This window comes from Citrobacter sp. VF227 (assembly GCF_052950715.1).
The window spans coordinates 186,143-199,709 of the sequence record NZ_JBRFVF010000002.1 but is presented as its reverse complement, the minus strand read 5'-3'; the positions used below and the strand labels follow the sequence as shown (position 1 = coordinate 199,709).

General features: G+C 51.6%; 10 protein-coding genes. 4 read left to right on the top strand and 6 right to left on the bottom strand.

Features of this window, described 5'->3' with window-relative positions; genetic code table 11:
• The first annotated feature begins 34 nt into the window (after window positions 1-34).
• The 3 genes from ldtD to ACU8YC_RS08420 all read left to right on the top strand — a co-directional run bounded on the left by ldtD (window position 35) and on the right by ACU8YC_RS08420 (window position 3,188).
• Window positions 35-1,786, top strand: a complete 1,752-nt coding sequence (gene ldtD / locus ACU8YC_RS08430) for a L,D-transpeptidase (RefSeq protein WP_446895209.1) — start codon at window positions 35-37, stop codon at window positions 1,784-1,786.
• A gap of 177 nt (window positions 1,787-1,963) precedes the next feature.
• Window positions 1,964-2,512: a YcbK family protein gene (locus ACU8YC_RS08425; protein ID WP_003831948.1), complete on the top strand. Its 549-nt coding sequence runs from the start codon at window positions 1,964-1,966 to the stop codon at window positions 2,510-2,512.
• 28 nt (window positions 2,513-2,540) lie between these two features.
• Window positions 2,541-3,188, top strand: coding sequence for an MBL fold metallo-hydrolase (locus tag ACU8YC_RS08420; RefSeq protein WP_065944967.1), 648 nt, complete (start codon window positions 2,541-2,543; stop codon window positions 3,186-3,188).
• A gap of 53 nt (window positions 3,189-3,241) precedes the next feature.
• Here ACU8YC_RS08420 and aspC read toward each other — a convergent pair whose 3' ends face one another.
• The 4 genes from aspC to pncB form a co-directional block, all read right to left on the bottom strand.
• A complete protein-coding gene (aspC, locus tag ACU8YC_RS08415; RefSeq protein WP_151217931.1) occupies window positions 3,242-4,432 on the bottom strand; it encodes an aspartate transaminase in 1,191 nt (396 codons plus the stop codon).
• A gap of 183 nt (window positions 4,433-4,615) precedes the next feature.
• A complete protein-coding gene (gene ompF / locus ACU8YC_RS08410; RefSeq protein ID WP_016149871.1) occupies window positions 4,616-5,692 on the bottom strand; it encodes a porin OmpF in 1,077 nt (358 codons plus the stop codon).
• 591 nt (window positions 5,693-6,283) lie between these two features.
• Window positions 6,284-7,684: an asparagine--tRNA ligase gene (asnS, locus tag ACU8YC_RS08405; protein WP_446895208.1), complete on the bottom strand. Its 1,401-nt coding sequence runs from the start codon at window positions 7,682-7,684 to the stop codon at window positions 6,284-6,286.
• A gap of 166 nt (window positions 7,685-7,850) precedes the next feature.
• On the bottom strand, window positions 7,851-9,053 hold the full coding sequence (gene pncB / locus ACU8YC_RS08400; protein WP_151217933.1) for a nicotinate phosphoribosyltransferase: 1,203 nt from the start codon (window positions 9,051-9,053) through the stop codon (window positions 7,851-7,853).
• Between the two features lie 266 nt (window positions 9,054-9,319).
• Here pncB and pepN point away from each other — a divergent pair, with 266 nt between their 5' ends.
• Complete coding sequence (gene pepN / locus ACU8YC_RS08395) at window positions 9,320-11,932, top strand: aminopeptidase N (RefSeq protein ID WP_446895207.1); 2,613 nt, start codon at window positions 9,320-9,322, stop codon at window positions 11,930-11,932.
• A 71-nt stretch (window positions 11,933-12,003) separates the two neighbouring features.
• Here the strand turns inward: pepN and ssuB are convergent, their stop codons facing one another.
• Entirely contained in the window at window positions 12,004-12,771 is a 768-nt protein-coding gene (ssuB, locus tag ACU8YC_RS08390) for an aliphatic sulfonates ABC transporter ATP-binding protein (protein ID WP_446895206.1), read from the bottom strand.
• On the bottom strand, window positions 12,768-13,559 hold the full coding sequence (gene ssuC / locus ACU8YC_RS08385) for an aliphatic sulfonate ABC transporter permease SsuC (protein WP_151217935.1): 792 nt from the start codon (window positions 13,557-13,559) through the stop codon (window positions 12,768-12,770). The genes ssuB and ssuC overlap by 4 nt, the downstream gene beginning before the upstream one ends.
• Window positions 13,560-13,567: the final 8 nt, after the last annotated feature.

The window sequence follows — 13,567 nt, the reverse complement described above, 5'->3', positions numbered from 1 at the left end:
TATAGAGTATGATAAAGAAAACAGGGGGCAAGGGATGTTGCTTAATAAAATGTATGGTCGTCGGCTGTCGGCAATCAGTTTGTGCCTGGCCGTAACATTCGCTCCACTGTTCAATGCGCAGGCCGATGAGCCTGAAATGATCCCTGGCGATAGCTCAGCGAGCGTCAGTGAACAGCCAACAGCGTTATCGCAACCGCAGGTACAATCTTCCGCGACGGCTATCATGGCGGGAATTCAACCGCTGCCGCAGGGCGTGTCCGTTGATCAAGCCCGCGCCGAATTACAATCTCAACTTCCAGCGGGCTTCACGCCGGTTTATATGAACCAGCTGGAACTGCTGTATGCCGCACGCGAAATGAAACCGATGTGGGAAAATCGTGATGCGGTAAAAGCCTTTCAGCAACAGTTAGCCGAGGTGGCGATTGCCGGGTTTCAGCCGCAGTTTACCTCCTGGGTTGCGCTTCTGACTGACCCGGCAGTGTCCGGCCAGGCGCGAGACATTGTGCTGTCTGATGCAATGATGGGATATCTGCACTTTATAGCCAATATTCCCGTTAAAGGAAATCGCTGGCTCTATAGCGATAAGCCCTATGCGCTGACGACGCCGCCGATTTCTGTGATCAACCAGTGGCAGGTCGCGCTGGATAACGGCCAACTGACGTCGTTCGTCGCCAGCCTGGCGCCACAGCATCCGCAGTACGCCGTAATGCATGACTCACTACTCAAGCTGGTGAGCGATACGCAACCCTGGCCACGGTTAACCAGTACCGCGACGCTGCGTCCGGGAGAGTGGAGTAACGACATTCCCGCGCTGCGTGAAATTTTGCGCCGTACTGGAATGCTGGGGTCTGCCGTCAGTACGTCTGCTAAAGAAGGTCGTAGCGCTTACGATCGTGAACTTGTCGACGCGGTAAAGCGGTTTCAGACATGGCAGGGGCTTGGCGCCGATGGCGCGATTGGCCCTGCGACGCGTGACTGGCTGAACGTAACGCCTGCTCAGCGTGCGGGAGTGCTGGCGTTAAATATTCAACGCTTGCGCCTGCTGCCGAGCGATCTGTCTACCGGTATCATGGTAAACATTCCTGCCTACTCGCTGGTTTATTATCAGAACGGAAATCAGGTGCTAGCCTCGCGCGTTATCGTCGGGCGCCCCGATCGTAAAACGCCGATGATGAGCAGTGCGCTGAATAATGTGGTCGTTAACCCGCCGTGGAATGTGCCGCCGACGCTGGCCCGAAAAGATATCTTGCCTAAATTATGGAATGATCCGGGGTATCTTGAACGCCATGGCTATACCGTGATGCGCGGCTGGAACAGTAAAGAGACGATAGATCCGTGGCAGGTTGACTGGACCACCATCACCGCCTCTAATTTGCCGTTCCGCTTCCAGCAGGCTCCGGGTGCACGTAACTCGCTCGGGCGCTATAAATTCAATATGCCGAGTTCGGATGCTATTTATCTGCACGATACGCCGAACCACAATCTGTTCCAGAAGGATACGCGGGCGTTAAGCTCCGGCTGCGTACGTGTGAATAAGGCATCTGAGTTAGCGAATATGCTGCTACAGGATGCGGGATGGAATGATACGCGCATCTCGGATGCCCTGAAGCAAGGGGATACGCGATACGTGAATATCCGGCAGAATATTCCGGTTAACCTCTATTATCTGACCGCATTTGTTGGCCCGGATGGCCGCACGCAGTATCGTACAGATATTTACAATTACGATCTGACAGCGCGATCCAGTGCACAAATTGTGTCAAAAGCTGAACAATTAATCAGATAAATGAAGCAGTTCGAGGAAAATGATTGTCGTAAGTTATGCGGGAAACGGGGCGGAATGGCTGTAAGCCCCGTGTTTCCTGGGGTTGGGAGCCTTGACGTGGACTACTTAGCCAGATAAGGTTTCTCGCGTGCGCTAGAGCATACATACGATAACATTGACCTTGTAGACCTTAATACCATGGACAAATTTGACGCTAATCGCCGCAAACTGCTGGCGCTTGGTGGTATTGCCCTCGGCGCTGCCATCCTGCCTACGCCCGCGTTTGCCACTCTTTCCACCCCACGTCCGCGTATATTGACTCTGAATAACCTGCATACCGGTGAGTCAATAAAAGCAGAGTTTTTTGATGGCAGGGGCTATATTCAGGACGAATTAGCAAAACTTAACCACTTTTTCCGTGATTTTCGGGCCAATAAAGTGAAATCCATTGACCCGGGATTGTTTGATCAACTCTTCCGTCTGCAGGGCCTGCTGGGCACGCGTAAACCCGTACAGCTAATCTCAGGCTATCGCTCTATCGATACCAATAACGAACTCCGTGCACGCAGCCGGGGTGTGGCAAAGAAAAGCTACCACACTAAAGGCCAGGCCATGGATTTCCATATTGAAGGCATCGCATTAAGCAATATTCGCAAAGCTGCGTTATCTATGCGCGCAGGTGGTGTAGGATACTACCCCAGCAGTAACTTTGTGCATATCGACACCGGGCCTGCCCGGCACTGGTGATCCATAAGCTTAATGAAACAGGAGCTGTATGAACTATCGTATTATTCCGGTCACTGCATTCGCCCAGAACTGCTCGTTAATCTGGTGTGAGCAGACTCGTCTGGCCGCGCTGGTCGATCCCGGCGGTGATGCCGAGAAAATCAAACAGGAAGTGGATGCCAGCGGTCTGACGCTTATGCAGATTCTGCTTACCCACGGTCATCTTGACCATGTAGGGGCAGCGGCTGAACTGGCACAGCATTATGGTGTTCCGGTTATTGGTCCGGAAAAAGAAGATGAGTTCTGGTTACAGGGACTCCCAGCTCAGAGCCGCATGTTTGGCCTGGGCGATTGTGAGCCGCTGACGCCCGATCGCTGGCTGAATGAAGGCGACAGAGTAAGCGTTGGTAACGTGACGTTACAGGTGCTGCATTGCCCGGGCCACACGCCGGGACATGTGGTTTTCTTTGATGAGCAATCAAAGTTACTGATTTCTGGTGATGTGATTTTTAAAGGCGGCGTAGGGCGCAGCGATTTTCCACGCGGAGATCACAACCAATTGATTGATTCGATTAAACGTAAACTTTTACCATTGGGTGATGACGTGACGTTTATTCCGGGTCACGGCCCACTTTCTACATTGGGTAACGAACGGCTACATAACCCGTTCCTGCAGGATGAAATGCCCGTCTGGTAACACCGCAGATAAATAAAAAGGCCGCGATTGCGGCCTTTTTTATGCGCGATAAATTACAGTACTGCGACAATCGCTTCGCACAGCGGTGCCATGTTATCTGGCGTCATTCCTGCGACGTTTACACGCCCGGAAGCGACGGCATAGACACCAAACTCTTCACGCAGACGCAGAACCTGTTCTTTTGTCAGGCCGCTGAAAGAGAACATGCCGTTCTGTTTGATGATAAAGCTGAAGTCGCTGTTCGCACCTTTTTCCTGCAGCGTATTCACGAACAGTAAACGCATGCGCTGAATGCGTTGGCGCATATCAGTCAGTTCCTGTTCCCAGATAGCCCGTAACGCGTCGTTGCTCAGAATCGTGGCAACTACGGATGCTCCGTGGGCTGGCGGGTTGGAATAGTTAGCGCGAATGGCGGATTTCATCTGACTAAACGCACGGTCGACGGTTTCAGCATCAGCTGCAACCAGCGTACAGGCGCCTACGCGCTCATTGTAAAGACCAAAGTTCTTGGAGTAGGAACTGGCGACAATCAGCTCTTTGTGCAGCGCGGCGAACGCGCGCAGACCTTCGGCATCTTCTTCCAGACCGCGGGCAAAGCCCTGGTATGCGAAGTCAAACAGCGGCAACCATCCTTTTTCGACAGAAAGCTGAGCCAACGTTTGCCACTGTTCAAGCGTAGGATCGATACCGGTTGGGTTATGGCAGCAGCCGTGGAACAGTACTACATCGCCAGCCTGCGCTTCGCTGAGGCTTGCCAGCAGCGCATCAAAGTCTAATGAGTGGTTCGCTGCATCATAATAGTTGTATTCACGAACTTCCAGACCGGCAGAGTTAAAGACGCTTTTATGGTTCGGCCAGCTTGGATTGCTCACCCATACGCGTTTAGTCGACGTATTTTTTGCGAGGAAATCAGCTGCCACTCGCAGTGCGCCAGTGCCGCCAGGAGTCTGTGCTGTACGTGCGCGCTTATCAATGATAAGCGAACTCGTTTTACCAAACAGTAATTCCTGAGTGCAACGACCAAACTCTGGAATACCGTCAATGCCAAGGTAATTTTTGGTGGTTTCATTTTCCAGTATATATTGCTCGGCTTTTTTAACGCTGGTCAGTACTGGCGTTTTGCCTGTCTCATCTTTATATACACCGATCCCGAGGTTTATTTTTCCTGGGCGGTCATCGGCACGAAACAAATCAGCCAGACCCAAAATGGGGTCGGCAGGAGCAGCGGTAATGTTCTCAAACATGACGAGGTTCCATAGTGATTACAGAAGGGAAGTCCGCTATCAGGTTAACGGTAGATTTACAAAATGCCAACCGTTACTGGCGAAAAGCTGAGGTGTTTTTTTAAGACGCAAGAATCCGCTGGCAGATATAAAAAAACAGGACCGAAGTCCTGTTTTTAAGGCATTTAACAAAGAGGTCTGCTATTAGAACTGGTAAACGATACCAACTGCAACGATGTCGTCAGAGTTCACGCCCAGTTTGTTGTCAGAATCGATTTGGTTAATCTTGTAGTCAACATAGGTGGACATGTTTTTGTTGAAGTAGTAGGTCGCACCTACTTCGAAGTAATCGACCAGATCCACATCACCGATACCTTCTACGTCTTTCGCTTTAGACTTGTTGTAGGAGAGGGACGGACGCAGGCCGAAATCGAACTGGTACTGAGCAACGACGAATACGTCTTCAGTTTTGTTCGCAAAACCGCTGTTACCAGCACCTGAGATGCGGGTCGCGTTACGGGTTTCACCGTAGTTAGCTGCCAGGTAGATGTTGTTAGCATCGTATTTCACGCCGGTCGCCCACTGCTCAGCTTTTTTACCGCCATTGCCGTAGAAAGAGTTTTCCTGCGCGTTGGTGCGGTCAGCTGCGCCGTAAGCACCCACGATACCGAAACCATCCATTTCGTAGCTTACAGAACCGCCAACGCCGTCGCCGTTAGAGCGACCGGTATTGCCATCACGTTCGTTTTTACCCAAGTACTGGATACCGAAGTTCAGACCGTCAACCAGACCGAAGAAGTTGGAGTTACGGTAGGTTGCAACACCACCAACACGACCAACGAAGAAGTTGTCGCTGTATGCGGTATCACCACCAAATTCTGGCAGCATATCGGTGTAACCCAGAGCATCGTAAACGATACCGTAGTTACGACCGTAGTCGAAAGAACCCAGGTCTGCGTATTTCAGACCAGCGAATGCCAGACGGGTTTTGTTGCCGTTCTGAGCGTCACTACCGCCTTCAGAGTTGTTACCGGCAAAGTTGTATTCCCACTGACCGTAACCGGACAGCTCGGAGTTAATCTGAGTTTCCCCTTTGAAACCAAGACGAGCATAAGTCTGATCGCCATCGTCAGCAGCGCTGTCAGAAAAATAATGCAGACCAACGGTTTTACCGTAGATATCCAGCTTGTTACCATCTTTGTTGTAAACTTCTGCAGCGTTAGCTGCCCCGGCTACCAGCAGAGCAGGGATAACCACTGCCAGAATATTGCGCTTCATCATTATTTATTACCCTCATTGGTTTTTATATGACACCTGCCACTGCCGCCAATAAATTCCGTCAATTAAAATTTACGGAACTATTGATGAGAGTTTGGTGTCTTTATGTGTCTGACAGGCATCTTTCCATTCAAACTATCGTTTCGCTACCGTCAAAGTGCTACAAATATAAAGATTTGGTTTCAGAAAGAAAAAATGTGTAACAAGATGTTTTTTTTTGTGCAACTTTGTGAACAACGTCAAACTTCAGATGTCTCTGCACTAAAATTCACCGCTTTTAATTCTATTTATATGATTTTCTTATGTTTAATTTTGATAAGGCATTTTTTGCTGTGTTGCATCGCAAAGATCCGGTTTTCCAGATGGCTATTTTTGGACGTCTGGAATGCTGTGTGCGTGGTCATAAAATGTACTATTTAATCAGAAAATGCTAATCCACAATAAAAGTGCTGATTTTTTTTTGTGCGAATGTGTTGCGGTGAAATAATAAGTAACAGGAAAAGGGAAAGTTGTGTTTTAAGTGAAGAGTCCCATCGTGGGGAAACGGGTACAAAAAAGGCCAGCAGTGCTGGCCTTTGAATCAAACATTCAGGTTTAGAAAGTGGCGTTACGCGGTGTACGCGGGAATGGGATAACGTCACGGACGTTTTGTACGCCAGTAACGTAAGCGATTAAACGCTCAAAGCCCAAACCGAAGCCGGAATGCGGAACGGTACCGTAGCGACGCAGGTCGCGATACCACCAGTAATCTTCTTTATTCAGACCCATTTCCAGCATGCGGGCATCCAGTACGTCCAGACGTTCTTCACGCTGAGAACCACCGATGATTTCACCGATTCCCGGAGCCAGAACGTCCATTGCCGCAACGGTTTTACCGTCTTCATTAAGGCGCATATAAAACGCTTTGATATCTTTCGGGTAGTTTTTAACTACGACCGGCGCTTTAAAGTGCTCTTCAGCAAGATAACGCTCATGCTCGGAAGAGAGATCCACACCCCAGTAAACCGGGTTTTCGAACTTTTTGCCGCATTTTTCCAGAATGCTCACCGCGTCGGTATAGTCCACTTGCGCGAAGTCAGCGTCAATAAAACGTTCCAGGCGCGCAATCGCATCTTTGTCGACACGTTCAGCGAAGAATTTCATATCATCCGCACGCTCTGCCAATACGGCTTTGAACGCGTATTTCAGCATCGCTTCAGCCAGACCTGCAATATCGTTCAGGTCGGCGAACGCCACTTCGGGTTCCAGCATCCAGAACTCTGCCAGGTGACGACTGGTGTTAGAGTTTTCCGCACGGAAAGTCGGACCAAAGGTATAAATTTTGGACAGGGCGCAGGCGTAAGTTTCGCCGTTTAACTGACCGGAAACGGTCAGGAACGCTTCCTTACCAAAGAAGTCTTTATCGAAATCGACTTTACCCTGATCGTTACGCGGCAGGTTTTCCAGATCCAGCGTAGAAACACGGAACATTTCACCCGCACCTTCCGTATCGGAAGCGGTGATCAGCGGAGTCGATACCCAGAAGAAACCCTGCTCGTGGAAGAAGCGATGCAGCGCTTGCGCCAGCGTATGACGTACGCGCGCTACCGCACCAATCATATTGGTACGCGGACGCATGTGCGCCACTTCACGCAGATACTCAATGCTATGACGCTTAGCCGCCATTGGGTAGGTATCAGGATCTTCAACCCAGCCCGCGACTTCAACCTCAGTGGCCTGAATTTCAAAGCTCTGTCCTTGCCCAGGGGATGCAACGACTTTACCCGTTACAATAACTGAACAACCTGTCGTCAGGCGCAGTACGTCCTGATTGTAATTGGGCAGAGAATTATTGATGACGGCCTGTACAGGATCAAAGCAGGAACCGTCATAAACGGCGAGGAAGGAGATGCCAGCTTTTGAATCTCGGCGGGTACGCACCCATCCGCGCACGGTGACTTCGCTGTCAACGGCTACGCGGCCCTGGAGTACGTCGGCTACAGGCACAACGCTCATAATATTCTCTCTGTTAATAGTCGGATATATAAACACATGTCCACCCGTAATGGGGGGATACCTATGTTACCTGGCATCTGCAATCAGACAAGCAGAATTCGTAGCTGGAGTGAAAGATTTCGGAAATAAATGCGAATTAGGGAGCCCAAATGGCTCCCTGGAAGGTTTAACTGGCTTTTTTAATATGCGGGAGATCGAAGGCTTTACGCAGCGCACGAACAAACGCTTTATCGTGGCAGATGGTTTTACCCGGGCTGTCAGATAACTTCGCCACTGGTTTGCCGTTACATTCCACCAGCTTGATGACTATATTGAGCGGCTTAACCTGGGGAATATCACAGGTTAGTCGTGTCCCAATGCCAAAACTCAACTGCACACGAGAAGAGAAGTGGCGGTAGAGCTCAATCGCTTTTTTCAGATCAAGATTATCTGAAAACACCAGCGTTTTGCTCAGCGGGTCAATGCCCAGTTTTTCATAATGGGCGATGGCTTTTTCACCCCATTCCACCGGATCGCCTGAGTCATGGCGTAAACCCTGGTAGCGGGTCGCAAACTCGACGCCAAAGTCGCGAAGAAACGCATCCATGGTGATGCAATCTGTCAGCGCGATGCCGAGTTGGTCAGGGTATTCATTTAACCAGGCGGCCAGAGCAACGCGCTGGCTGGTGGCAAGCTCGGGGCTGATTTGCTGATGAGCCTGGAACCACTCATGCGCCTGCGTACCCATTGGTGTTAATGACAGGCGGCGGGCGAGATCGTAGTTGCTGGTACCGACAAACCAGGACTCTTGCTGCAGGCGTTTAACAATAGCCTGCTGGACTTCACGTGAAAAACGACGACGCGTGCCGAAATCCATCAGATGGAAGCGGGACATATCGACATCTTTTGTTAAAGCAGAGAATTCTACTAGTTTACTTTCCAACTCATCGAGTGCCTGTGGGACGCCTGATTCAGGCGAACGGTAATGGTGTACCAGCTCGCTTATTACCGCCAACAGCGGAACTTCCCACATGATCACTTCGCGCCATGGACCAGTTAAGCGAATGTTCAACTTACCGTTATCATTGGTGACGCAAACCTGTTCCGGGTTATAGCGGAAATCACGTAACCAGGTAAGGTAATCAGCTTTGAAGAAAGGCAGGCCGGAGAGCCACTGGTACTCGTCCTCCTGCAGTCGCAGGTGCTGCATAGCATTCACCTGCTCACGAATAGAATCGGCATAAATACCGAGCAGGTCATCGCCACGGCAACGAAATTCAGCCGCTACTTGTACATCATAGTAGTGGTGAAAAACGGCTTGCTGCATATGCAACTTATAAGCGTCTGTATCCAGCAGCGAGTGCAGAACAGGAGAAGCGAATTGTGTCATAGGTGCGCAGTAGCATCCTCTCACGGGAGCGTTTAGTACAATAAACAACTAAGAAAACCGCTGGAGTATACCCTGTTTAGCGATTTATTGAACCCCGATCACACCATAAGCTGTCTTTCTGGTCGAGGGCAATTCGTGCCGCGTGTTATAAAAATGTAGCAAAAAGGGCGTTTGTGCCTGAAAAGATGAACATTCTGCGTAGCGCGATTTACGCAACAGGAATAGACTGAAGCCGAGACTCTACCAAAGATGCTAAAGGTTTTTTTATGACACAACAGCCACAAGCCAAATACCGCCACGATTATCGTGCTCCGGATTACCAGATTACTGATATTGACTTGACCTTTGACCTGGATGCTGAAAAAACCGTGGTCACCGCAGTGAGCCAGGCTGTCCGTCATGGCGCGTCCGACGCGCCCCTGCACCTGAATGGCGAAGATTTGACCCTGGTGTCAATCCACGTGAATGATGAACCGTGGCAAGCATATAAAGAAGAAGAGGGCGCTCTGGTCATCAATCAACTGCCGGAACGTTTTACGCTGCGTATCGTGAATGAAATTAGCCCAGCGGCGAATACCGCGCTGGAAGGGCTTTACAAGTCAGGAGATGCGCTGTGTACCCAGTGCGAAGCAGAAGGTTTCCGCCATATTACCTGGTATCTTGATCGCCCGGACGTGCTGGCGCGCTTTACTACCAAAATTATCGCCGATAAAACCCAATATCCGTTCCTGCTTTCCAACGGCAACCGCGTGGCGCAGGGCGAACTGGAAAACGGTCGCCATTGGGTTCAGTGGCAGGATCCCTTCCCTAAACCGTGCTATCTGTTTGCGCTGGTAGCGGGTGATTTCGACGTGCTGCGTGACACTTTTACCACCCGCTCCGGGCGTGAAGTGGCACTGGAACTGTACGTCGATCGCGGCAACCTGGACCGCGCGCCGTGGGCGATGACCTCGCTGAAAAACTCCATGAAATGGGATGAAGAGCGTTTTGGCCTCGAATATGACCTCGACATCTATATGATTGTCGCAGTGGATTTCTTCAACATGGGCGCGATGGAGAATAAAGGACTGAACATCTTTAACTCCAAATACGTGCTGGCACGTACCGATACCGCTACTGACAAAGACTACCTCGATATTGAGCGCGTCATTGGGCACGAATATTTCCATAACTGGACTGGCAACCGCGTGACCTGTCGCGACTGGTTCCAGTTGAGCCTGAAAGAGGGGTTAACCGTGTTTCGCGATCAGGAATTCAGTTCCGATCTTGGCTCACGTGCGGTAAACCGTATCAGCAATGTGCGTACCATGCGCGGTCTGCAGTTTGCTGAAGACGCCAGCCCGATGGCGCATCCTATCCGCCCGGATATGGTTATCGAAATGAACAATTTCTATACCCTGACCGTGTATGAGAAGGGTGCAGAAGTCATTCGTATGATCCACACCCTGTTGGGTGAGGCTAACTTCCAGAAAGGGATGCAGCTGTACTTTGAGCGTCATGATGGCAGCGCTGCAACCTGTGATGATTTTGTGCAGGCGATGGAGGATGCGTCCAACGTCGATCTCTCGCATTTCCGCCGCTGGTACAGTCAGTCCGGTACGCCGATTTTGACCGTGCGTGATGACTATAACCCATCAACGGAAGAGTACACGCTGACTATCAGCCAGCGCACGCCGGCCACGCCGGATCAGGCAGAAAAACAACCGCTGCATATTCCTTTCGCCCTCGAGTTGTATGACAACGAAGGGAAAGTGATCCCGTTACAAAAAGGCGGGCACCCGGTGAATTCAGTACTCAACATTACCCAGGCAGAGCAGACGTTTGTCTTTGATAACGTCTACTTCCAGCCGGTACCCGCGCTGCTGTGCGAATTCTCCGCGCCGGTGAAACTGGAATATAAATGGAGCGATCAGCAACTGACCTTCCTGATGCGTCATGCGCGTAACGATTTTTCTCGTTGGGATGCGGCGCAAAGCCTGCTGGCGACCTATATTAAGCTCAACGTTGCCCGTCATCAGCAGGGACAGCCGCTGTCACTGCCGGTACACGTGGCCGATGCATTCCGCGCGATTTTACTGGATGAGAAAATCGATCCGGCGCTGGCGGCTGAGATCCTGACACTGCCTTCGGTAAATGAAATCGCCGAACTGTTCGACATCATCGATCCGGTGGCGATAACAGAAGTACGTGAAGCGTTAACCCGCACGCTGGCGGCAGAGCTGGCGGATGAATTCCTCGCCATCTATAACGCTAATCATCTTGATGAGTACCGCGTAGAGCATGCCGATATTGGCAAGCGTACGCTGCGCAACGCCTGCCTGCGATTCCTGGCCTTTGGCGAAACCCATCTGGCTGACACGCTGGTCAGCAAGCAGTACCGTGAAGCGAACAATATGACCGATGCGCTGGCGGCGTTGTCTGCGGCAGTAGCGGCGCAACTTCCTTGCCGTGACGCGCTGATGCAGGAGTATGACGATAAGTGGCACCATGACGGTCTGGTGATGGATAAATGGTTTATCCTGCAATCTACCAGCCCGGCGGATAATGTACTGGAAACGGTACGCGGCCTGTTGAAGCATCGCTCCTTTAGCATGAGCAACCCGAATCGCATCCGTTCGCTGATCGGTGCCTTTGCAGGTAGCAACCCGGCGGCATTTCATGCGGAAGATGGCAGCGGCTATCAGTTCCTGGTCGACATGCTGACTGAGCTCAATAGCCGTAACCCGCAGGTAGCGTCACGTCTGATTGAGCCGCTGATTCGTTTAAAACGTTATGATGCAAAACGTCAGGCGAAGATGCGTGCGGCGCTGGAACAGTTGAAAGGCCTGGAGAATCTCTCCGGCGATCTGTTCGAGAAGATAGCTAAAGCATTAGCCTGATAATATTGCCGGATGGGGCCGGCCTACCATTCACGTGTAGGCCGGATAAGCGGTAGCGCCATCCGGCATTTTTAACCATGCCTGCGTAGCTGAACTTCATTTTCGCCGCGTTGCATCACCCGGTTCAACACCTCAGCTTCCAGTTCTGCCAGACGCACTGAACTAATCCGGCGTGGTCGCGCAATATCCACCGTTAAATCCAGTCCGATTTTTCCGTCTTCAATGAGCAATACGCGATCGGCCATTGCTACTGCTTCGCTGACATCATGGGTGACTAACAATACGGTAAAGCCGTGTTCCTGCCATAAAGAGACAATCAGATCCTGCATCTCAAGGCGGGTTAACGCATCCAGCGCGCCGAGGGGTTCATCCAACAGCAGCAGACCGGGGCGGTGAATTAAAGCCCGCGCCAGGGCCACGCGCTGTTTTTGTCCACCAGAAAGGGCCGCAGGCCATTCCTGGGCACGACTCTCCAGTCCAACTGCGGCCAGCGCATCTCGCGCTGCATTGCGCCAGTGACCTTGCAGACCCAGACCCACGTTATCGATAACCGTCTTCCATGGCAGCAGACGCGCATCCTGAAACATCATTCGTGTATCATCCTGAATCTCTGCCAGCGGTGTGGTTCCGGCGAGTAATGCGCCTGAGGTGGGCGATTCCAGCCCAGCCAGCAGGCGCAGTAACGTGCTTTTACCTCCGCCGCTGCGACCGACCACGGCAACGAACTGTCCGGCTGGAATATGCAAATCTAACTGATTGAGCACCGTATTGGCGGCGTATTGTTTCGTCACGGCGCTCAGCAAAAGCGGTGTGCCCTGGTTCAGGCGAGCGGTGTTCATACATTAGTTTCCTTTAAATGGTAAGCCGGGTTCCAGCGTAGCCAGATACGTTCCAGTAATTGCGCGCTGACATCGGCAAGTTTGCCGAGCAGAGCGTAGAGAATAATGGCTACCACGACTACATCGGTTTGCAGAAATTCACGAGCATTCATTGCCAGGTAGCCAATACCGGCATCAGCCGAAATAGTTTCCGCAACAATGAGCGTCAGCCACATCAGCCCGAGAGCAAAACGTACGCCGACCATAATCGAGGGCAGGGCACCGGGGAGGATCACATGAATAAACAGTGAAAAGCCGGATAACCCATAGCTGCGCGCCATCTCTACCAGCCCGCGATCGATGTTACGGATCCCATGCCAGGTGTTGATGTAAATCGGGAACAGCGTGCCCAGCGCGACGAGAAAGATCTTGGCGGACTCATCAATACCGAACCATAAAATGACCAGTGGGATCAGCGCCAGATGCGGGACGTTACGCAGCATCTGCACCGACGTGTCCAGCAGGCGTTCTCCCCAACGCGAAAGGCCGCTTATCAGCCCCAGCGTCAGGCCAATTGATCCACCGATGGAGAATCCGATCAGCGCCCGCCAGGCGCTGATCGCCAGATGCTGCCAAAGTTCGCCGCTGGCTGAAAGCGTCCAGAAAGCTTCGATCACGCCCTCCGGTGAGGGCAGTATGCGGGTGGACAGCCAGCCCATTGATGATGCGAGCTGCCAGAGTGCCACCAGACCGAGCGGTAAAAACCAGGGCGCGAGGCGCAATAACCATCTGTTTTTCGGCGTTGCCATTAGCCGCT